22 protein-coding genes and 1 pseudogene are annotated in these 20390 nt (G+C 41.2%); all 23 read left to right on the top strand.

Going from position 1 to position 20390, the window contains the following annotated elements; translation table 11 throughout:
• Positions 1 to 23: 23 nt before the first annotated feature.
• The gene (gene greA, locus M1F56_RS08970; RefSeq protein WP_000818770.1) at positions 24 to 506 is read left to right on the top strand and encodes a transcription elongation factor GreA; all 483 of its coding nucleotides are present in this window, start codon (positions 24 to 26) and stop codon (positions 504 to 506) included.
• Positions 507 to 582: 76 nt separating this feature from the next.
• Positions 583 to 1947, top strand: a complete 1365-nt coding sequence (locus M1F56_RS08965; protein ID WP_057489444.1) for an amino acid permease — start codon at positions 583 to 585, stop codon at positions 1945 to 1947.
• Positions 1948 to 2047: 100 nt separating this feature from the next.
• Positions 2048 to 2458 (top strand): GNAT family N-acetyltransferase, encoded by a 411-nt coding sequence (locus M1F56_RS08960; protein ID WP_247917481.1) that lies wholly within the window; start codon positions 2048 to 2050, stop codon positions 2456 to 2458.
• Positions 2459 to 2517: 59 nt separating this feature from the next.
• Positions 2518 to 3114 carry an HAD family hydrolase gene (locus M1F56_RS08955; RefSeq protein WP_247917480.1) on the top strand — a complete coding sequence of 199 codons (597 nt, stop codon included), beginning with the start codon at positions 2518 to 2520 and terminating at the stop codon, positions 3112 to 3114.
• A 147-nt stretch (positions 3115 to 3261) separates the two neighbouring features.
• Positions 3262 to 3471: a helix-turn-helix transcriptional regulator gene (locus tag M1F56_RS08950; protein ID WP_001107493.1), complete on the top strand. Its 210-nt coding sequence runs from the start codon at positions 3262 to 3264 to the stop codon at positions 3469 to 3471.
• Positions 3461 to 3934, top strand: coding sequence for a DUF6773 family protein (locus tag M1F56_RS08945; RefSeq protein ID WP_247917479.1), 474 nt, complete (start codon positions 3461 to 3463; stop codon positions 3932 to 3934). Before M1F56_RS08950 ends, M1F56_RS08945 begins: the two co-directional genes overlap by 11 nt.
• Positions 3924 to 4412, top strand: coding sequence for a DUF6773 family protein (locus M1F56_RS08940; protein ID WP_247917478.1), 489 nt, complete (start codon positions 3924 to 3926; stop codon positions 4410 to 4412). The genes M1F56_RS08945 and M1F56_RS08940 overlap by 11 nt, the downstream gene beginning before the upstream one ends.
• Before the next feature lie 116 nt (positions 4413 to 4528).
• Positions 4529 to 5989: a nicotinate phosphoribosyltransferase gene (locus M1F56_RS08935; RefSeq protein WP_247917503.1), complete on the top strand. Its 1461-nt coding sequence runs from the start codon at positions 4529 to 4531 to the stop codon at positions 5987 to 5989.
• Positions 5986 to 6810 carry an ammonia-dependent NAD(+) synthetase gene (gene nadE, locus M1F56_RS08930; protein ID WP_247917477.1) on the top strand — a complete coding sequence of 275 codons (825 nt, stop codon included), beginning with the start codon at positions 5986 to 5988 and terminating at the stop codon, positions 6808 to 6810. Before M1F56_RS08935 ends, nadE begins: the two co-directional genes overlap by 4 nt.
• Positions 6811 to 6966: 156 nt before the next feature.
• Positions 6967 to 7518 carry a GNAT family N-acetyltransferase gene (locus M1F56_RS08925; RefSeq protein WP_247917476.1) on the top strand — a complete coding sequence of 184 codons (552 nt, stop codon included), beginning with the start codon at positions 6967 to 6969 and terminating at the stop codon, positions 7516 to 7518.
• A gap of 163 nt (positions 7519 to 7681) precedes the next feature.
• On the top strand, positions 7682 to 8392 hold the full coding sequence (gene ccdA2 / locus M1F56_RS08920; RefSeq protein ID WP_247917475.1) for a cytochrome c biogenesis CcdA family protein: 711 nt from the start codon (positions 7682 to 7684) through the stop codon (positions 8390 to 8392).
• A 13-nt stretch (positions 8393 to 8405) separates the two neighbouring features.
• A complete protein-coding gene (locus M1F56_RS08915; protein WP_247917474.1) occupies positions 8406 to 8969 on the top strand; it encodes a redoxin family protein in 564 nt (187 codons plus the stop codon).
• Positions 8970 to 8978: 9 nt separating this feature from the next.
• The gene (gene msrB / locus M1F56_RS08910; RefSeq protein WP_247917473.1) at positions 8979 to 10091 is read left to right on the top strand and encodes a peptide-methionine (R)-S-oxide reductase MsrB; all 1113 of its coding nucleotides are present in this window, start codon (positions 8979 to 8981) and stop codon (positions 10089 to 10091) included.
• A 216-nt stretch (positions 10092 to 10307) separates the two neighbouring features.
• Entirely contained in the window at positions 10308 to 11045 is a 738-nt protein-coding gene (locus M1F56_RS08905) for a response regulator transcription factor (protein WP_000222605.1), read from the top strand.
• Positions 11042 to 12733 (top strand): cache domain-containing sensor histidine kinase, encoded by a 1692-nt coding sequence (locus tag M1F56_RS08900; RefSeq protein WP_247917472.1) that lies wholly within the window; start codon positions 11042 to 11044, stop codon positions 12731 to 12733. The genes M1F56_RS08905 and M1F56_RS08900 overlap by 4 nt, the downstream gene beginning before the upstream one ends.
• A gap of 114 nt (positions 12734 to 12847) precedes the next feature.
• Complete coding sequence (locus tag M1F56_RS08895; protein WP_247917471.1) at positions 12848 to 13411, top strand: TIGR01440 family protein; 564 nt, start codon at positions 12848 to 12850, stop codon at positions 13409 to 13411.
• Between the two features lie 56 nt (positions 13412 to 13467).
• On the top strand, positions 13468 to 13995 hold the full coding sequence (locus M1F56_RS08890) for an AAA family ATPase (protein WP_009730367.1): 528 nt from the start codon (positions 13468 to 13470) through the stop codon (positions 13993 to 13995).
• A gap of 176 nt (positions 13996 to 14171) precedes the next feature.
• A complete protein-coding gene (gene pabB / locus M1F56_RS08885) occupies positions 14172 to 15887 on the top strand; it encodes an aminodeoxychorismate synthase component I (protein WP_247917470.1) in 1716 nt (571 codons plus the stop codon).
• Between the two features lie 118 nt (positions 15888 to 16005).
• Positions 16006 to 17733 carry an Ltp family lipoprotein gene (locus tag M1F56_RS08880; RefSeq protein ID WP_247917469.1) on the top strand — a complete coding sequence of 576 codons (1728 nt, stop codon included), beginning with the start codon at positions 16006 to 16008 and terminating at the stop codon, positions 17731 to 17733.
• 104 nt (positions 17734 to 17837) lie between these two features.
• Positions 17838 to 18797, top strand: coding sequence for an ROK family glucokinase (locus tag M1F56_RS08875; RefSeq protein WP_000078548.1), 960 nt, complete (start codon positions 17838 to 17840; stop codon positions 18795 to 18797).
• 93 nt (positions 18798 to 18890) lie between these two features.
• Complete coding sequence (locus M1F56_RS08870; protein ID WP_247917468.1) at positions 18891 to 19325, top strand: GTP pyrophosphokinase; 435 nt, start codon at positions 18891 to 18893, stop codon at positions 19323 to 19325.
• 51 nt (positions 19326 to 19376) lie between these two features.
• Entirely contained in the window at positions 19377 to 20216 is an 840-nt protein-coding gene (locus M1F56_RS08865) for a thymidylate synthase (protein WP_247917467.1), read from the top strand.
• Between the two features lie 78 nt (positions 20217 to 20294).
• Positions 20295 to 20390: pseudogene (locus M1F56_RS08860) on the top strand (transposase); the annotation flags it as partial.

Below are 20390 nucleotides of genomic sequence, written 5' to 3'. Positions count from 1 at the left end.
TAATAGAAAAGAAAGTTGAAAAAATGGCAGAAAAAACTTACCCAATGACCCTTGAAGAAAAGAAAAAGTTAGAAAAAGAATTAGAAGAATTGAAACTCGTTCGTCGTCCTGAAGTCGTAGAGCGTATCAAAATTGCTCGTTCGTACGGGGATCTTTCAGAAAATAGTGAGTACGAAGCAGCTAAGGATGAACAAGCTTTTGTTGAAGGACAAATTTCAAGTCTGGAAACAAAAATTCGCTATGCTGAAATTGTTAATAGCGATGCAGTTGCCCAAGATGAGGTAGCTATCGGTAAGACCGTAACCATCCAAGAAATCGGTGAAGAGGAAGAGGAAGTCTACATCATCGTCGGTTCTGCAGGTGCGGATGCTTTCGCTGGGAAGGTATCAAATGAAAGTCCGATTGGACAAGCTTTGATCGGCAAAAAAACAGGCGATATTGTTACGATTGAGACACCTGTTGGTAGTTACGATGTCAAAATTTTAAAGGTTGAAAAAACAGCCTAAATAGAATGAAAATGGAGTAGTGGAGGTCTTGACTTGCTCAACTCCTTTTTGATTTTTTGAATAAATAGGAGACTATATGAGTTCAAATAAGAAAAAAAATAAAATGGAGCGTGGTTTAACCAATCGCCATGTTCAGGTGATGGCCATTGCGGGGACAATCGGAACAGGACTTTTCCTAGGTGCTGGTCGTTCTATTAGCCTTACTGGACCTTCTATCATCCTGATTTACATGATTACAGGAGCCTTTATGTTTTTGATGATGAGGGCTGTTGGGGAGATGCTATATCAGGATCCAGAACAACATACTTTTATCAACTTTATCACCCGTCATTTGGGGAAAGGCTGGGGGTATTTCTCGGTTTGGTCTTATTGGTTGTCTGTTGTCTTTATCGGTATGGCAGAAATCACCGCGATTTCGCATTATGTTCAGTTTTGGTTTCCTTCTTGGCCTAGTTGGTTGATTCAGATTGTTTTTTTAACGATTTTGGCCTTGGTCAATCTGATTGCGGTTAAGCTCTTTGGAGAAGTCGAGTTTTGGTTTGCTATGGTTAAGATTGTGGCTATTTTAGCTATGATTGCAACAGGGGTCTTTATGGTCTTGACAGGATTTGAAACACCATATGGTGCTGCAAGTCTGGCAAATATCAGCAATCAATTCTCTCTTTTCCCAAATGGAGTCATGAACTTTGTCATGGCCTTTCAAATGGTATTTTTTGCCTATCTGATGATTGAATTTATCGGAGTGACAACCTCTGAAACGAAGAATCCTCGTCAGGTTTTGCCAAAAGCAGTTAAAGAAATTCCTCTCCGAATTGTCTTCTTCTATGGCGGTGCTCTATTAGCCATTATGTCTATTATTCCCTGGAGAGAACTTGCATCTTCAGATTCACCATTTGTAACGGTTTTTGAGCTGGCAGGTATTAAGTGGGCGGCAGCTCTGATTAACTTCGTTGTTTTGACGTCGGCAGCATCTGCTCTTAATTCAACCCTCTATTCAACAGGGCGACACCTCTACCAGATTGCTCATGATTCACCCAATCGCTTCCTAAAAGCGATCAAGGCAGATACTCTCTCTCGCCATAATGTTCCACAAAATGCTATTATTGCTTCAGCAATCTTGATTGCTCTGGCTGCCTTTATCAATGTTTTGCCAGGTGTTTCCGATGCCTTTGCTTTGATTACGGCGTCTTCATCAGGTGTTTACATCGCGATTTATATCTTGATCATGGTGGCTCATCTCAAATACCGCAAGTCACAAGACTTCATGGCGGATGGCTACCTCATGCCCCATTACCGTTTTCTAAATCCTTTAACCATGCTCTTCTTTATCTTTGTCTTTGTAACCCTCTTTTTACAAGAATCTACTTTTATGGGAGCAATTGGTTCAGCTATCTGGATTATCGGTTTCGGAATTTATAGCCAGTGGAAATTTAGAAAATAACTCATGAACTCATCAACTCTGCTTGGTGAGTTTTTTTCTAGTTTGACAGTCTATTGAAATAAGATTATAATCAAGCTGTAACAGTTCGAAGGAGGTTTGGATGCACTTTAGATTGGAAAATAAGGAATCGCATAAAGCGCAAGAAATAGGAAATCTGATTCGTTCTTATAATCGTTCCCAAAGAGAAGAGGCTGAAAGCGAGCCACTGAATCTTTATGTCGAAGACGAAAAGGGTAATCTCTTGGCAGGCTTAGTAGCAGAGACTTTCGGAAATTGGTTGGAAATCGAGTATTTATTTGTGAAAGAGGAATTGCGAGAACAGGGAATCGGTTCAAAACTATTGCAACAGGCGGAAAGTGAAGCTAAGAATCGAAACTGTCGTTTTGCTTTTGTCAATACTTACCAGTTTCAGGCGCCAGATTTTTATAAAAGGCATGGCTACAAGGAAATCTTTACCTTGCAAGACTATCCCTATACAGGACAAAGATACTATTACCAAAAGGATTTGTAAGCTGAATATGAAAGTATAAAGCAAAGAGGAAATCTTCACATCACTATGGAGGTGGGCTAATGGATATCATACTAGATATGGGTAACGTTTTATTAGAATGGAACAAAGATAAGATTTTGCAAGGTGTTTCGGATACGAAGGAAGAATATTTGATTTTAGATAAGGCCATTTTTCAGTCGGGGCTTTGGGAAAGATTAGATCTTGGAACCATGACGAGAGAAGAGTTGGTGCTTAAAGTTGTGTCAATGATTGGCAGGACCTATCAAAAGAAGGTCGAAGAAGTTATCTGGAACTGGCCTAGCTACATTGACATTTATACGGAAGTCTTTCCTGTCTTGTCAGAACTAAAGAAAAAGGGGCATCGCATCTTTGTCTTGTCCAATACCTCAAAGGTATTTTATGACTTGCTGGAAGAGCAACTATCTCCCTTAAAAGAACTTTTAGATGGCTTTGTCTTATCCTGTGATATAAAAGCTATAAAGCCTGATTTGGTAATGTCTAAGGAGATTCTCGATAAATACCAGCTAGATCCTACAAATTGTGTCTTTCTAGACGATATTGAGGACAATACAAACGCAGCTCAGAAATTGGGCATCAAGGCCCATCAGGTCAAGAAAAGAAGTGATGTCGTTGATATTTTGAAATCCTATATTTAAAGGCAACGCTCTCTATTTTTTGTAGTAGAGAGTTTTTTTGTTAATAAAATCTTACAAAATGACATTTATATATTGCATTAAGTTAGATATATGGTATAATGTTTTTAAAAGAAGCGCAACTTTTTAAAAATGTGAAGGAGGACGCTAGTGGCTAAAAATTTAAAATTAAAATTAGCTCGGGTGGAGTGTGATTTAACACAAGGGGATTTGGCAGAAGCTGTGGGTGTTACTAGGCAGACTATAGGCTTGATTGAAGCTGGGAAATACAATCCTAGTCTCTCCCTCTGCCAGTCCATTTGCAGATGCTTAGGAAAAACATTAGACCAACTATTTTGGGAGGAAGAAGATGAAAAATAGAAAAAAACTTGTGATCAAAGATGAACGTACGGAAAAATTGGATGGAAAGATTTCAGGAGAAATTCTTTTGGGAATGTGCCTATTTTTGGCACTGGAAATTTTTGCCAAAGTTTATATTTTTAATTTAACGCTTCTATCCTATTCACCAGAATTACTTTTATTGATTGGAGTAGGTTTGTATGCCATTATTCGCCGCATGTATGTAGGAATTGATATTCGAGATATTGTTGAGAATACTGGAAAAGAAAGAATTTTATCTGCTTTGGGATTTTCTATAGTGGTTTTATTGATTGATATCGTAGGCAATCGCGAGGAACTGGTCAGTCTATTGACTTGGAAGTACTCCCTAAAAGTGGTTCTAGCAGTTATCATCTATCTCGTTGGGAGTTATTCTATGGATAGAGTTATCCTATACTTGAATCGCAGAAATCAGCAAGTTTGGGAGGAAGAAGATGAAGAATAGATTTTTTTATTATCAATTATTAGACGAAAGAGAAGAACAACTGATGAATAAAGCGGGAACAGAGTCTTTTTATATGTTTATCGGGCTCATTCTGCTAAGCTATTTGGTGGCTGTATTAGCACCTGCTCTTTTTAATCCTAATATTCTTCTGGTTACCCTTCTTTTAGGAATTTTCTTCTTTTTCAATCGTGCACGACAACTTGGAGTGACCTACTATAGTCGTTTTCATTTTACGATTGTAGGGTGTTTGCTGGTAACTCTCGCTATTACCACTCTTTTGATGTTGCAGAATTATCAATTCAACATAGAAATTTATCAGCACAGTCCTTTGAACGTTAAATACTTATCTGCTTGGGTGCTTACTTATCTGATTTACCTTCCTTGGGTTTTTATCGGTAATCTCGGCCTTAAAAGTTATGGCGAATGGGGTCAAAAAAAGTTTGAGCAAGATATGGATGAACTGGAGAATGGAGAATAGCTTGTTAGCTTTTTATCAATCTCGGTAAAATGTGTTATAATAGTACTGATTTATCGGATGGTGTGAAAGTGGTAGAATACGTTCATACCTTTATAAAGAAGGAAGAAGGAAAACAGATGTATCCAGATGATAGTTTGACATTGCACACGGACTTGTACCAGATTAATATGATGCAAGTTTACTTTGACCAAGGAATTCACAATAAGAAGGCGGTTTTTGAGGTTTTCTTCCGCCAGCAACCGTTTAACAACGGTTATGCGGTTTTTGCTGGTTTGGAAAGAATTGTACATTATCTTAAAGACTTACGCTTTTCAGATAGTGATATTGACTACTTGGAGTCGCTTGGCTATCATGGGGCATTCTTAGACTACCTCCGCAATCTCAAGTTGGAGTTGACGGTTCGTTCTGCCCAGGAAGGGGACTTGGTTTTTGCTAATGAGCCGATTGTGCAGGTGGAAGGCCCTCTAGCCCAATGTCAATTGGTCGAAACGGCTCTTTTAAACATCGTTAACTTTCAAACCTTGATAGCGACAAAGGCAGCACGTATTCGTTCAGTCATTGAAGATGAGCCTTTGATGGAATTCGGAACACGTCGTGCGCAAGAAATGGATGCAGCTATCTGGGGAACACGCGCAGCTGTGATTGGTGGAGCCAACGGGACTAGCAATGTGCGAGCAGGGAAGCTCTTTGGTATTCCAGTCCTAGGAACCCACGCTCATGCCTTGGTACAGGTTTATGGAAACGACTATGAAGCGTTCAAGGCTTATGCGGCGACCCATCGTGACTGTGTCTTTCTAGTAGATACTTATGACACATTGCGAATCGGTGTGCCAGCTGCCATTCAGGTGGCGCGTGAGCTGGGTGATCAGATTAACTTTATGGGTGTGCGGATCGACTCTGGGGACATTGCCTACATTTCCAAGAAAGTCCGTCAGCAACTGGACGAGGCTGGCTTTACAGAGGCCAAGATCTATGCTTCTAATGATTTGGATGAAAATACTATTCTCAACCTCAAGATGCAAAAGGCCAAGATTGATGTCTGGGGTGTGGGAACCAAGCTGATTACAGCCTATGACCAGCCTGCTCTTGGCGCAGTTTATAAGATCGTAGCCATCGAAGATGAGAATGGTCGTATGCGCAATACCATCAAACTATCTAATAATGCTGAAAAAGTGTCAACGCCAGGTAAGAAGCAGGTATGGCGCATTACCAGTCGTGAAAAAGGCAAGTCAGAAGGTGACTACATCACCTATGATGGTGTTGATGTGAGCGGCATGACTGAAATCAAGATGTTCCATCCGACTTATACATACATCAAGAAGACCGTTCGTAATTTTGATGCCGTTCCTCTCTTAGTGGATATCTTTAAAGAAGGAAAATTGGTTTACGATTTGCCTAATTTGACTGAGATTCAGTCCTATGCTCGCAAAGAATTTGACAAGCTTTGGGATGAGTATAAACGGGTACTCAATCCACAGCACTATCCAGTAGATTTGGCGCATGATATTTGGCAAGATAAGATGGACTTGATTGACAAGATGCGCAAAGAAGCCCTTGGTGAAGGAGAAGAAGAATGAGTTTGCAAGAGACCATTATCCAGCAACTGGGTGTCAAGCCAGTGATTGACGCTCAGGAAGAAATCCGTCGTTCCATTGACTTCTTAAAAAGATACTTGAAAAAACACCCCTTCCTTAAAACTTTTGTACTAGGGATTTCTGGAGGTCAGGACTCAACCTTAGCAGGGCGCTTAGCGCAATTAGCTATGGAAGAAATGCGAGCAGAGACAGGAGATGACAGCTACCAATTTATCGCTGTCCGCCTGCCCTATGGCGTGCAAGCTGATGAAGCAGATGCTCAAAAAGCTCTTGCTTTCATCCAACCAGATGTCAGCTTGGTTGTGAATATCAAGGAATCAGCTGATGCCATGGCAGCTGCAGTTGAAGCGACAGGAAGTCCTGTTTCAGACTTTAACAAGGGCAATATTAAAGCTCGTAGTCGTATGATTGCCCAATATGCCCTTGCGGGTGCCCATAGCGGAGCGGTCATTGGAACAGATCATGCTGCGGAAAATATCACAGGTTTCTTTACTAAGTTTGGTGATGGTGGTGCAGACATTCTCCCTCTTTACCGCCTCAATAAACGCCAAGGAAAACAACTTTTGAAGGAACTTGGTGCAGACCCAGCACTTTATGAAAAAATCCCAACAGCAGATTTGGAAGAAGAAAAACCAGGTATTGCAGACGAAGTCGCACTTGGAGTCACTTACAATGAAATTGATGATTACCTAGAAGGCAAAACAATCAGCCCAGAAGCCCAAGCGACCATTGAAAACTGGTGGCACAAAGGCCAACATAAACGCCATCTACCCATCACCGTATTTGATGACTTTTGGGAGTGAAAACCTCCACTGGAGGTTTTCAGCCCGAGTCTAGAAACGGGAAAACGAGGAACCTCCAGTGGAGGTTTTTACCCTGAGCCTAGAAATAAGTAAGCGAGGAAGGTTCTATTTAACCTTTTTAGCTTGAGCCTTAAGCTTAGAAAGCGAGGTAACATTATGAAAGCAATCGGTACGCAAATGTTACAGACAGGCCGATTAATCTTGAGAAGATTTGTGGAGAGTGATGCGGAAGCCATGTTTCAAAATTGGGCTTCGTCTGCTGAGAATCTAATCTATGTCTCTTGGGATCCTCATCCTGATGTCGAGGTGACTCGGAACTCGATTCGAAATTGGGTTGCATCCTATACCAATCCCAACTATTACAAATGGGCTATTTGTCTCAAAGAGAACCCTGAGCATGTGATAGGAGATATCAGCATCATTGAAATGCACGAGGAAGATTTAAGTTGTGAAATTGGGTATGTTTTAGGGAAAAACTTTTGGGGCCGAGGTACGATGACAGAGGCCTTGAAAGCTGTGCTAGACTTCTGTTTTACTCAAGCAGGCTTTCAAAAAGTCAGAGCTCGCTACGCTAGTCTCAACCCAGCTTCAGGCCGTGTGATGGAAAAAGCGGGAATGTCTTATCTAAAAACCATTGCCAATGGTGTGGAGAGAAAAGACTACGTTGCGGACCTTATTTATTACCAGATAAGCAGGGAAGACAGGTGATTCTCTTTTCTGTTTTTATCAAAGTCAGACCTTGTCTAGCTTTTTTTGTGCCAGATTTCTAAATAAACTGATTAAATTCCTATTTTTCCCTATCATTGTCCCTGTTTTTTCTGGAGTTTTGGGGATATAATAGACCTATCAAATCAAAGAATGGAGGAAGGCAATGGACAATGTAATCTTTTTTATTAGTGTTTTTCTTGCTGGAATTCTTTCCTTCTTTTCTCCTTGTATTTTACCCTTGTTGCCAGTCTATGCAGGAGTCTTATTGGATGATAAGAATGATGCTCAGGCTTCTAGCGGAAAATTGTCAATCTCAGTTGTAAGTTTATTGCGAACTCTGGCCTTTATAGCGGGGATTTCCTTTGTTTTTATCTTACTGGGTTATGGAGCTGGTTTTTTAGGCAATTTGCTGTATGCTTCTTGGTTTCAGTATGTGACGGGTGCGATTATCATTCTCTTGGGCTTGCACCAGATGGAAGTCTTACATTTGCAGGGACTCTACAAGGAAAGAAGGCTACAATTAAAGAGACAAGGGCAAAAGGGTAGCGGCTATAGTCAGGCATTTTTACTGGGGTTAACCTTTAGTTTTGCTTGGACGCCATGTGTGGGGCCGGTTCTGGGCTCTGTTTTGGCTTTGGCGGCTTCAGGTGGTTCAGGTGCTTGGCAGGGAGCTGGTCTCATGTTGGTTTACACGCTGGGTTTGGCGCTACCATTTTTAGTTCTAGCTCTTGCCTCCAGCTATGTTTTGAAACATTTCCGAAAACTCCATCCTTATCTCGGAATCCTCAAAAAAGTGGGTGGTTTCCTCATTATCGTGATGGGAATCTTGGTGCTTTTGGGAAATGCTTCCATTTTGACTACATTATTTGAATAGAGAGGAAAAAGAAATGAAAAAATGGCAAACATGTCTCCTTGGAGTAGGCTCAATTTGTTGCTTGGCAGCCTGTTCGGCTAAAAACATGTCAGACGAGTCTACTATGAAGGAGCAATCCAAAACAGAACAAGTTAGTTCACAAACTGCGACTAAAGGTCAGGAAGTCGCTGATTTTGAACTAACAGGTGTAGATGGTAAGACCTATCGTTTATCTGATTACAAGGGCAAGAAAGTCTATCTCAAATTCTGGGCTTCTTGGTGTTCCATCTGTCTGGCTAGCCTTCCAGATACGGACGAAATCGCTAAAGAAGCTGGTGATGACTACGTGGTCTTGACAGTGGTATCTCCTGGCCACAAGGGAGAACAAGCGGAAGCTGAATTTAAGAACTGGTACAAGGGCTTAGATTATAAAAATTTTCCAGTTCTAATTGATCCATCAGGCAAACTTTTGGAAAGTTATGGTGTCCGTTCTTACCCCACTCAAGCCTTTATAGACAAGGAAGGCAAGCTGGTCAAAACACAACCAGGTTTTATGGATAAGGATATGATTTTAAAAGAATTGAAAGAAATGGGGTAGAGAAAGGCTATGAATGATAAAGTAAAATTTTTTGTCTTGGCAGGGGTCATTCTCCTAGCCATAACCGGTTTCTATTTTCTATTAATGCGAAATACAGGGCAGACAGATAGCTCGCAAATTGAGAAAGCATCCGTTAGCCAAGGAGGAAAAACAGTGAAAAAAACAGAAGTCAGTAAAGACGCAGACTTGCACGAAATTTATCTAGCTGAAGGTTGTTTCTGGGGAGTGGAGGAATACTTCTCACGCGTGCCTGGAGTGACAGATGCCGTTTCAGGCTATGCAAATGGTAGAGGGGAAACAACCAAGTACGAATTGATTAACCAAACAGGTCATGCGGAAACCGTCCATGTCACCTATGATGCTAATCAAATTTCCCTCAAAGAAATCCTGCTTCATTACTTCCGCATCATTAATCCAACCAGCAAAAATAAACAAGGAAATGATGTGGGGACCCAGTATCGTACTGGCGTTTATTACACAGATGAAAAGGATTTAGAGGTGATTAACCAAGTCTTTGATGAGGTGGCTAAGAAATACGACCAACCTCTGGCAGTTGAAAAGGAAAACTTGAAGAATTTTGTGGTGGCTGAGGATTATCATCAAGACTACCTCAAGAAAAATCCAAATGGCTACTGTCATATCAATGTCAATCAAGCTGCCTATCCCGTTATTGATGCCAGCAAATATCCTAAACCAAGTGATGAGGAATTGAAAAAGAACTTGTCACCTGAGGAGTATGCAGTTACCCAGAAAAATCAAACAGAACGAGCTTTTTCAAACCGCTACTGGGATAAATTTGAATCCGGTATCTATGTGGATGTGGCCACTGGCGAACCTCTCTTTTCATCAAAGGACAAGTTTGAGTCTGGTTGTGGTTGGCCTAGTTTCACCCAACCCATCAGCCCAGATGTTGCTACCTACAAGGAAGATAAGTCCTACAATATGACACGCATGGAAGTGCGGAGCCGAGTTGGAGATTCTCACCTTGGCCATGTCTTTACGGATGGACCACAGGACAAGGGGGGCTTGCGCTACTGTATCAATAGTCTCTCTATCCGATTTATTCCAAAAGACCAAATGGCAGAAAAAGGCTATGCCTATTTACTAGATTATGTTGATTAAGACTCTTCAAACTACTTCAGCGTCGCCTTACCGTCCCCATACGTATAGTTACTGACTTCGTCAGTTTCATCTACAACCTCAAAGCTGAACTTTGCGCAACCTGCGGTTAGCTTCCTAGTTTGCTATTTGATTTTCATTGAGTATAAGAGAGCTTTCCTAAGCAGTTAGTGGAGAATTTTGCTATACTGATACTAGTAAGTGGTAAAGGAGCAGAGCATGACCTACACAATCTTAATCGTAGAAGATGAATATCTGGTAAGACAAGGTTTGACCAAGCTGGTCAATGTAGCAGCCTACGATATGGAAATCATCGGTCAGGCTGAAAATGGAAGACAGGCTTGGGACTTGATTCAAAAACAGGTGCCAGATATCATTTTAACTGATATCAATATGCCTCAGCTAAATGGCATCCAGTTGGCCAGTCTGGTCCGAGAAACCTATCCTCAGGTTCACCTAGTTTTTTTGACAGGTTACGATGATTTTGATTATGCCTTGTCTGCCGTCAAACTCGGTGTAGATGACTACTTGCTCAAGCCCTTTTCTCGTCAGGATATTGAGGAAATGTTAGGGAAAATTAAGCAAAAACTAGACAAGGAAGAAAAAGAAGAGCAGTTACAAGATTTATTAACCGATAAGTTTGAGGGAAATATTGCTCAGAAAATCCAGTCCCATCTGGCTGACAGCCAGTTTAGTTTAAAGAGCTTGGCCAGTGACTTGGGTTTTAGCCCGACCTATTTGAGTTCCTTGATTAAGAAAGAGTTGGGGCTGCCTTTTCAGGATTATCTGGTGAGAGAGCGTGTCAAACAAGCCAAGCTCTTGCTTCTGACCACAGATTTAAAGATTTACCAGATAGCCGAAAAGGTTGGTTTTGAAGATATGAACTATTTTACCCAACGTTTTAAACAGATTGCAGGTGTGACACCTCGTCAGTTTAAGAAGGGAGAAGGCCGATGAAGCGTTCTTCTCTTTTAGTTAGAATGGTTATTTCTATCTTTCTGGTCTTTCTCATTCTCCTAGCTCTGGTTGGGACTTTCTACTATCAATCTAGTTCATCAGCCATTGAAACTACCATTGAAAGCAATAGCCAAACGACTATCAGTCAGGCTAGCCACTTTATCCAGTCTTATATCAAAAAATTAGAAACCACCTCGACCAGTTTGACCCAGCAGAAGGATTTGTTAGCCTATGCTGAGAATCCTAATCAAGACCAAGTCAAGGGAATCCGAGATCTGTTTTTGACTATCTTAAAGGCAGACCAAGACTTGAAAACGGTGGTGTTGGTAACCAAGTCTGGTCAGGTCATTTCCACTGATGACAGTGTGCAAATGAAAACCTCCTCTGATATGATGGCTGAGGATTGGTACCAAAAGGCCATTCATCAGGGGGCTAAGCCAGTTTTAACCCCAGCTCGTAAATCGGATAGTCAGTGGGTTATTTCTGTCACTCAGGAACTTGTTGATGCAAAGGGAGCTAATTTGGGCGTGCTTCGTTTGGACATTTCCTACGAAACTCTGGAAGCCTATCTCAACCAGCTCCAGTTGGGCCAGCAGGGCTTTGCCTTTATCATCAATGAAAACCATGAATTTGTCTACCATCCTAAACGTACTGTCTATAGCTCAGCGAGTGAAATGGAGGCCATGAAACCCTACATTGAGACGGGGCAGGGCTATACGCTGGATCACCAATCCTATGTGAGTCAGGAAAAGATTGCAGGAACTGATTGGACAGTTATAGGCGTGTCTTCACTGGAGAAGTTAGACCAGGTTCGGAGTCAACTCATGTGGACCTTGCTTGGTGCTAGTGCCTTATCTCTTCTTGCCTGTCTCTGCTTGGTGTGGTTCAGTCTCAAACGCTGGATTGCCCCCTTGAAGGATCTGAGAGAAACCATGTTGGAAATTGCTTCTGGTACACAAAATCTTCGTGCCAAAGAAGCTGGTGCCTATGAACTGAGAGAAGTGACTCGGCAGTTTAATGCCATGTTGGATCAGATTGACCAGTTGATGGCAGATGTGCGCAGGCAGGAAGAAGCGACCCGTCAGTATGAACTTCAAGCCTTGTCGAGCCAGATTAACCCCCATTTCCTCTATAATACTTTGGACACTATCATCTGGATGGCTGAGTTTCAGGATAGTCAGCGAGTGGTTCAGGTGACCAAGTCCTTGGCTACCTACTTCCGCTTGGCGCTCAATCAAGGCAAGGACTTGATTTGCCTGTCTGATGAAATCAATCATGTCCGCCAGTACCTCTTTATCCAGAAACAACGCTATGGTGATAAGTTGGAGTATGAAATTGCTGAAGATCCTGACTTTGATAATTTAGTCTTGCCTAAACTGGTGCTACAACCCCTTGTAGAAAATGCCCTTTATCACGGCATCAAGGAGAAAGATGGACAGGGACATATTAAAGTTTCCGTCCAGAAAAAGGATTCAGAACTAATCATCCGCATTGAGGATGATGGTGTTGGTTTCCAAGCTACTAGCGATAGTAGTCAAAGTCAGCTCAAACGTGGGGGAGTTGGTCTTCAAAATGTTGACCAACGACTCAAACTTCATTTTGGAGAAGATTACCAAATGAAGATTGATTCTATTCCCTCAAAAGGTACGACAGTTGAAATATACATAAATGGAATAGAAACTAGCTAACTCCCAGTCAATTCTGGGAGTTTTATGCGTAATTGAGCAAGCTTTCTAGGTTGTCTATCTTGCTAAAACGTAGAAAAAACGATATGATAGATAGTGACAAAAGAGGTATCAAGTATGAAGGAAAAAGACATTCAAAGGGCAACAAGCCAGATTGTAGAAGATGCATTAGAAAAGGCCAATTTGAAGCAAGGAGCTATCTTTGTATTGGGCCTTTCTTCTAGTGAGGTTATAGGTGGTCAGATTGGCAAGGAATCCAGTCAAGAAATTGGGGAAATCATTGTGAAGACCATCCTAGATATCCTAGAGGATAAAGGAATTCATCTAGCTGTTCAAGGTTGTGAACATGTCAATCGAGCTCTCGTTGTTGAACGTCAGGTGGCAGAGCAGTTTGGTCTGGAAATCGTCAGTGTCCTTCCAACTCTTCATGCAGGGGGTTCGGGTCAGTTAGCTGCCTTTAAGTTTATGCAGGATCCAGTTGAGGTCGAATTTATCGAGGCTCATGCTGGATTGGATATCGGAGATACTGCAATTGGCATGCATGTCAAGCATGTGCAGGTACCGATTCGTCCTGTACTACGAGAGATTGGGCATGCCCATGTAACGGCTCTCGCAAGTCGTCCAAAATTAATTGGAGGTGCGCGTGCGCAGTATCCAGAAGATTCTATTAGAAAGTCATAAGTGGGCTGAGAATGATCATAAGTTAGAGATAGATTTCAAGTATATAGAGGTTAAATTTGGAAAATTGTGTTTATATCATTTCGGGTCCCCCAGGTGTTGGAAAGAGCACTGTCAGCAAAGAGTTGGCTTATTCTTTTGACAAAAGTGCAGTTATAGAGGGGGATATGATTTACTTAATGATAAAAAGTGGTCTCGTAGCTCCTTGGGAAGATGATGGATTTTATATGGATTTGTTCTGGGATAATATCATCAGTCTGACCAATAATTTCTTGGATCGTGGCATTACTGTCGTGATAGAGTATGTCATATTTGAAGATCAACTGAAGAAAATTGCAGCCTTCTTAAAAGAAAAACAAATTAAGCTAAAATATTGTGTCCTAATAGCAGAAGAAGAAACCTTGAAAGATAGGGATTCTTCTCGGAAAGAAATTGAGAGAACAGGCGATTTATCAATCCAAGCAAGAAATGACTTCTTAGCTAAGAATAGTGAGAAACATCATTTTCTGTATACGGATGATTTAGATGTCAAAGAAACGGTAGGCATCATTAAAACTTCAAATCAATTTTTAATTTCTGAACAGTAAAAGACAGGGAGAGTAAGGGTATAAAAACCAAGACTCTCTCTGTTTTTTGTTAAATTCTTGTTAAAAGCACTTCAATGTAGAAAAAAGTAACTTAGAGAATTTTTTCATTATAGAAATCAGTAAATAAAGCTGGATTTAACTGTTCTAGGTCGGCTTTTTTGTGCTATACTTAAGGTATGCATAGAAAAACAGTGATTGATTTTAGGGCTTTGGGGGAGAGATACACCTTTACCCAGCCGATTAAAGAGTTAAAAACGAGAGATTTAGCAGAAGTGGCGGATTTGCTAGCACAAGTGGAAATCTACCAAGAACAAGGCTATTATGTGGTGGGCTATGTCAGTTATGAGGCTGCACCTGCATTTGAGGAAAAACTAGCAGTTCACAAGCTTCCTCTACTGGGCGAGTATTTGCTTTACTTTACCGTTCACGATAGGGTGGAAACATCCCCTATTCCTTTGACTTATGAGGAAGTAGATTTGCCTTCAAAGTGGCGAGAACAAACATCTGCAGAGGACTATGAAAAAGCTATTGCCCAGATTCACCATCATTTGCGTCAGGGGGACACCTATCAGGTAAATTACACTGTCCAACTCAAGCAAGACTTAAGTGCCAATCCTTTTGCCATCTACAATCGCATGGTGGTAGAGCAGGAGGCGGGTTACAATGCCTATGTTGAACATGATGAGATGGCAGTGATTTCCATGAGCCCCGAACTCTTTTTTGAGCAAAATGACCGAGAATTAACGACTCGTCCAATGAAGGGAACAACTAAACGTGGTCTGACTGACGATGAAGATTTGAAAGAGGCAGCTTGGTTGGAGCAAGATCCTAAAAATCGCTCTGAAAACATGATGATTGTGGACCTCTTGCGCAACGATATGAACCGTATTTCTGAAGTGGGCAGTGAGCATGTAGAATGTCTGTGCCAAGTGGAGCAGTATTCGACTGTTTGGCAGATGACGTCGACTATCAAGAGTAGGTTGCGAGAGGATGTTGACCTTGTTGAAATTTTCCGTTCTCTCTTTCCTTGCGGTTCCATAACGGGAGCTCCCAAAATTGCGACTATGGAGATTATCAAAAATTTGGAGCAACAACCCAGAGGAGTCTACTGTGGAACAATTGGTCTCTTGCTTCCGAATGGGCGACGGATTTTTAATGTCGCCATTCGGACCATTCAACTGCATCAAGGGAAAGCCATCTATGGAGTTGGCGGAGGGATTACTTGGGATAGCACCTGGGAGTCTGAATACCGAGAGGTTCATCAAAAGGCGGCTGTTCTCTATCGTAAACAAGCTCGTTTCCAATTGATTACGACTGGGAAAATCAGCCAGAAGCGTTTGCTATTTGAAGATCAACATCTGGAAAGACTGACAAAGGCGAGTCGTTATTTTGCCTATCCTTTTGATCCAGAAGAACTGAGACAAAAGATAGAGGAAGAGTGCCAAGCTTGTGATTCCCACCAAGACTACCGTTTGCGAATTAGTCTCAGCAAATCTGGAGAGATGGAACTCAGTCGGCAAGTATTAACACCTCTTAGTCCGACCTTCTGCAAAGCTAAACTCTGCCTGCAAGAAGCAGATTTGAATCAGGCGTTTACCTACTTTAAAACAACTCATAGACCACACTTAAGTCTAGGTAAACAGGAAATCATTTACCATAATGCAGCAGGGGAGCTTTTGGAAACATCTATCGGTAATCTAGTTCTGAAAATCGCTGGAAAACTCTACACACCGCCTACTAGTCTAGGAATTTTGCCAGGAATTTATCGTCAGTATTTGCTGGAAAGAGGACAGGTAGAGGAAAAAGTCTTGACTTTAAAAGACCTAGCTCAGGCGGAGGCTATCTATGGCTGTAATGCAGTCAGAGGCTTGTATGAGTTGGAAGTGATATAACTATAGATTTTCAATTAAGTTTTAGATTTATTTCTGAATATTTAATATTCGATTTGAAAGAAAAATAAAGCATATGGTATACTATAGGTATAAATCATTAAAAACAATGGAGATTTTTATGAAAAAATCAAAAAAAATTTTAGTCACCAGCTTAGCAACTGCAACACTGGGACTCATTTCACTTACTGATACAACTGGAGCCTTTCCTTTTTCGGCTCAGCATGTTTCTGCTCAAGAAAAGGATGTTTCTAAAAACGGTAAGGTTGTAAAAGAGAATACAACTTCGGCGTCAAATCAAGCTGAGAAATCAAAAACACCAGCGCAAAATCCTGCTGAGAAACCAAAAACACCAGCACCAAAACCCGCGCCGAAACCGGCACCAAAACCCGCACCAAAACCCGCACCGAAGCCGGCACCAAAACCCGCGCCGAAGCCAGCACCAAAACCCGCGCCGAAGCCGGCACTAAAACCCGCGCCGAAGCCGGCACCAAAGCCAGCACCAAAACCAGCTGAGAAACCGAAAACGCCAGCTCAAAAACCTGCTGAGAAACCGAAAACACCAGCACCGAAACCAGCACCGAAACCCGCTGAGAAACCGAAAACACCAGCACCAAAACCCGCGCTGAAGCCGGCACCAAAACCGACTAAAAAAGCTAAAGAAACAACTCCTAAAAAGGATAAATCACAATCTAAAGTTCAGTCTGGCTGGGTAGGAAATTACTACCTCAAATCAGATGGAAAGAGAGCTAAAAATGAATGGGTAGATGGTGGTCGTTATTATGTTGATTCTGATGGAAAAAAGGTTAAAAGTGACTGGATTTATGATAAAAACTATGGTTCATATTATTATTATCTAACAGCAGAAGGAAGCTCTGCTCGTAATAAATGGGTAGGTAGATATTATCTCAAATCAGATGGTAAGATGGCCAAGAATGAATGGGTAGATGGTGGCCGTTACTATGTTGATTCTGAAGGCAAAATGGCAAGGGATAGATGGGTAGATGGTGGTCGTTACTATGTAGGATACGATGGTGTGCGGCAACCAAAACCAGCAGCCGGGAATCCATACTCAGCAGCTTTAAAGAGAGCACAATCTTATAATAGGATTCATTTGTCAAAAAAAAGAATTTATGAGATGTTAGTTTTTGAAGGTTTTAATAGTGACACTGCACAATATGCTATCAATCATTTGCAAGCAGACTATAAGGCGAATGCCTTAATTCAAGCAAGAGAATACCGAAAGAATACCAATTTATCAAAGACAAAAATTTATGAGAGGCTAACTTCTCCTTGGATTGGACAATTTACAAAAGAAGAAGCAAACTATGCCATTCAAAAACTAGATTTAACACCAGAAGGAAGCATTGCCCGCAATAAATGGGTAGGATACTATTATTATAAATCAGATGGAAAGGTGGCCAAGAATGAATGGGTAGATGGCGGTCGTTACTATGTTGATTCTAAAGGCAAAATGGTAAGGGATAGATGGGTAGATGGTGGTCGTTACTATGTAGGATACGATGGTGTGCGGCAACCAAAACCAGCAGCCGGGAATCCATACTCAGCAGCTTTAAAGAGAGCACAATCTTATAATAGGATTCATTTGTCAAAAAAAAGAATTTATGAGATGTTAGTTTTTGAAGGTTTTAATAGTGACACTGCACAATATGCTATCAATCATTTGCAAGCAGACTATAAGGCGAATGCCTTAATTCAAGCAAGAGAATACCGAAAGAATACCAATTTATCAAAGACAAAAATTTATGAGAGGCTAACTTCTCCTTGGATTGGACAATTTACAAAAGAAGAAGCAAACTATGCCATTCAAAAACTAGGTGATAAATAGTTATTAATTGTTATATGTAACTTTTATCACGCAAACCTTTGCATAAAACAGACGATTCTGTTATACTATATCTGTAAGCATTTTCAATTAAAAAGGAGAAGACGATGAGTCAAAAGATTATTGGGATTGACCTTGGTGGAACATCTATCAAGTTTGCAATTTTAACTCAAGAGGGAGAAATCCAAGAAAAATGGTCTATCAAGACTAATATTTTGGATGAAGGAAGCCATATTGTAGATGATATGATTGAGTCTATTCAACATCGTTTGGACTTACTTGGATTGTCAGCTACGGATTTCCGAGGTATTGGAATGGGATCACCTGGTGTGGTTGACCGTGAAAAAGGGACTGTTATCGGTGCCTACAACCTCAACTGGAAAACCCTTCAACCGATTAAAGAAAAGATTGAAAAAGCCTTGGGGATTCCATTCTTCATCGATAATGATGCCAACGTAGCTGCTCTTGGTGAGCGCTGGATGGGGGCTGGTGACAACCAACCGGACGTTGTCTTTATGACACTTGGTACTGGTGTTGGTGGTGGTATCGTGGCAGAAGGCAAATTGCTTCACGGTGTTGCTGGTGCAGCAGGTGAGCTTGGCCACATCACTGTTGACTTTGACCAACCAATCGCATGTACCTGTGGTAAAAAAGGCTGTTTGGAGACAGTTGCTTCAGCAACAGGGATTGTCAACTTGACTCGTCGTTATGCGGATGAGTATGAAGGTGATGCAGCCTTGAAACGTTTGATTGATGACGGTGAAGAAGTAACAGCTAAAACTGTCTTTGACCTTGCAAAAGAAGGGGACGACCTTGCCTTGATCGTTTACCGTAACTTCTCACGTTACTTGGGTATTGCATGTGCTAACATCGGATCAATCCTCAACCCATCAACTATCGTTATCGGTGGTGGGGTGTCAGCAGCTGGAGAATTCCTTCTCCAAGGTGTTCAAAAAGTCTACGACGAAAATACCTTCCCACAAGTTCGCACATCCACAAAATTGGCTCTTGCAACTCTAGGAAATGACGCTGGAGTTATCGGAGCAGCATCACTTGTATTGCAATAAGATAGATTGATAATAGAGCTTGGTGTTTATCAAGCTCTTTTTTAAAAATCGAATAAAACGAAATAGGTTTAAATTTTGGGAAGGAGCCGTTAGATGAATACATCAAAACAACCCATGCTTGAACTAGCATTGTCTATCGCTACGGAAGCTCATAGGGGGCAATTTGATAAGGCAGGGATAGATTATATAGAACATCCAATTTTTGTTGCGAGCCAAGTTGATTCTGAAGAAGAGAAAGCAGTGGCTCTGCTACATGATGTTATTGAGGACAGTTCTTTTACAGCTGAAGAACTATTACTGGCTGGTTTACCAGAAACAGTAGTTACAGCCGTTCAAATTTTGTCAAAGAAAAAGGGGCAAGACTATCAAACATATCTGGAAAATGTGAAATCTAATTCTCTAGCACGCGTTGTCAAATTAGCAGATTTGAAGCATAATTCGGATTTATCGAGACTGAGTTCTGTCACTGACAAGGATTTGGAACGATTAGAAAAATATAAAAAGGCCATCGATTATCTGAGTATGTAGAAAAGATTTTTTATGCTATACTAGTTAGGACAATAAATGAGGTGAGAGTAAATGACAAAAGCTGATACGATTTTTAAAGAGAATATTGAACGAATCCTCAAAGACGGTGTCTTTTCTGAGCAGGCACGTCCCAAGTACAAGGATGGAACTGTTGCCAATTCCAAGTACATAACGGGTGCCTTTGCGGAGTATGATTTATCTAAGGGGGAATTTCCCATCACAACCTTGCGTCCCATTGCAATCAAATCCGCCATCAAAGAAGTACTCTGGATCTACCAAGATCAGTCTAATAGTCTAGAAGTGCTAAATAGCAAGTACAATGTCCACTACTGGAATGACTGGGAAGTGGGGGATACAGGAACCATCGGTGAGCGCTATGGGGCAGTTGTTAAGAAACACGATATCATCAATAAGATTCTCAAGCAGTTGGAAGCTAACCCTTGGAATCGTCGCAATATCATCTCTCTATGGGATTATCAAGCTTTTGAGGAGACGGACGGCCTCCTTCCATGCGCCTTTCAGACCATGTTTGATGTCCGTCGCGTTGATGGGGAGATCTATCTGGATGCGACCTTGACCCAACGTTCTAATGACATGCTGGTGGCCCACCATATCAATGCCATGCAGTATGTGGCTTTGCAGATGATGATCGCAAAACATTTTGGATGGAAGGTTGGGAAGTTCTTCTACTTTATCAACAACCTCCATATCTATGATAATCAATTTGAACAAGCTCAGGAATTGCTCCGTCGTGAGCCGTCAAACTGCCAACCACGCTTGGTTTTAAATGTTCCTGATGGGACTAATTTCTTTGATATCAAAGCCGAAGACTTTGAGTTAGTTGACTATGATCCAGTCAAGCCACAACTGAAGTTTGATTTGGCTATTTAAGAAAATAATAACCACCCGTTAGTGAACTGCACCCCAAAAGTTAGACAAAAAAAATCTAACTTTTGGGGTGTTTTTACTATGAAATTAACTTATGATGATAAAGTTCAGATCTATGAACTTAGAAAACAAGGATATAGCTTAGAGAAGCTTTCAAATAAATTTGGGATAAACAAT

Source organism: Streptococcus oralis, assembly GCF_023109005.1.
GTDB lineage: Bacteria > Bacillota > Bacilli > Lactobacillales > Streptococcaceae > Streptococcus > Streptococcus oralis_BU.
This window is presented reverse-complemented; position numbering and strand designations above follow the sequence as displayed.

Excerpts from the sequence above, each read along its gene's own strand:
- M1F56_RS08945 (WP_247917479.1), top strand. The coding sequence starts at position 3,461 with ATGAAAAATAGAAAAAAACTTGTGATCAAAGATGAACGTACGGAAAAA.
- M1F56_RS08965 (WP_057489444.1), top strand. The coding sequence starts at position 583 with ATGAGTTCAAATAAGAAAAAAAATAAAATGGAGCGTGGTTTAACCAAT.
- M1F56_RS08935 (WP_247917503.1), top strand. The coding sequence starts at position 4,529 with ATGTATCCAGATGATAGTTTGACATTGCACACGGACTTGTACCAGATT.
- M1F56_RS08960 (WP_247917481.1), top strand. The coding sequence starts at position 2,048 with ATGCACTTTAGATTGGAAAATAAGGAATCGCATAAAGCGCAAGAAATA.
- msrB (WP_247917473.1), top strand. The coding sequence starts at position 8,979 with ATGAATGATAAAGTAAAATTTTTTGTCTTGGCAGGGGTCATTCTCCTA.
- greA (WP_000818770.1), top strand. The coding sequence starts at position 24 with ATGGCAGAAAAAACTTACCCAATGACCCTTGAAGAAAAGAAAAAGTTA.
- pabB (WP_247917470.1), top strand. The coding sequence starts at position 14,172 with ATGCATAGAAAAACAGTGATTGATTTTAGGGCTTTGGGGGAGAGATAC.
- M1F56_RS08915 (WP_247917474.1), top strand. The coding sequence starts at position 8,406 with ATGAAAAAATGGCAAACATGTCTCCTTGGAGTAGGCTCAATTTGTTGC.
- M1F56_RS08940 (WP_247917478.1), top strand. The coding sequence starts at position 3,924 with ATGAAGAATAGATTTTTTTATTATCAATTATTAGACGAAAGAGAAGAA.
- M1F56_RS08905 (WP_000222605.1), top strand. The coding sequence starts at position 10,308 with ATGACCTACACAATCTTAATCGTAGAAGATGAATATCTGGTAAGACAA.
- M1F56_RS08900 (WP_247917472.1), top strand. The coding sequence starts at position 11,042 with ATGAAGCGTTCTTCTCTTTTAGTTAGAATGGTTATTTCTATCTTTCTG.
- M1F56_RS08870 (WP_247917468.1), top strand. The coding sequence starts at position 18,891 with ATGAATACATCAAAACAACCCATGCTTGAACTAGCATTGTCTATCGCT.
- M1F56_RS08875 (WP_000078548.1), top strand. The coding sequence starts at position 17,838 with ATGAGTCAAAAGATTATTGGGATTGACCTTGGTGGAACATCTATCAAG.
- M1F56_RS08895 (WP_247917471.1), top strand. The coding sequence starts at position 12,848 with ATGAAGGAAAAAGACATTCAAAGGGCAACAAGCCAGATTGTAGAAGAT.
- ccdA2 (WP_247917475.1), top strand. The coding sequence starts at position 7,682 with ATGGACAATGTAATCTTTTTTATTAGTGTTTTTCTTGCTGGAATTCTT.
- M1F56_RS08925 (WP_247917476.1), top strand. The coding sequence starts at position 6,967 with ATGAAAGCAATCGGTACGCAAATGTTACAGACAGGCCGATTAATCTTG.
- M1F56_RS08955 (WP_247917480.1), top strand. The coding sequence starts at position 2,518 with ATGGATATCATACTAGATATGGGTAACGTTTTATTAGAATGGAACAAA.
- M1F56_RS08865 (WP_247917467.1), top strand. The coding sequence starts at position 19,377 with ATGACAAAAGCTGATACGATTTTTAAAGAGAATATTGAACGAATCCTC.
- nadE (WP_247917477.1), top strand. The coding sequence starts at position 5,986 with ATGAGTTTGCAAGAGACCATTATCCAGCAACTGGGTGTCAAGCCAGTG.
- M1F56_RS08880 (WP_247917469.1), top strand. The coding sequence starts at position 16,006 with ATGAAAAAATCAAAAAAAATTTTAGTCACCAGCTTAGCAACTGCAACA.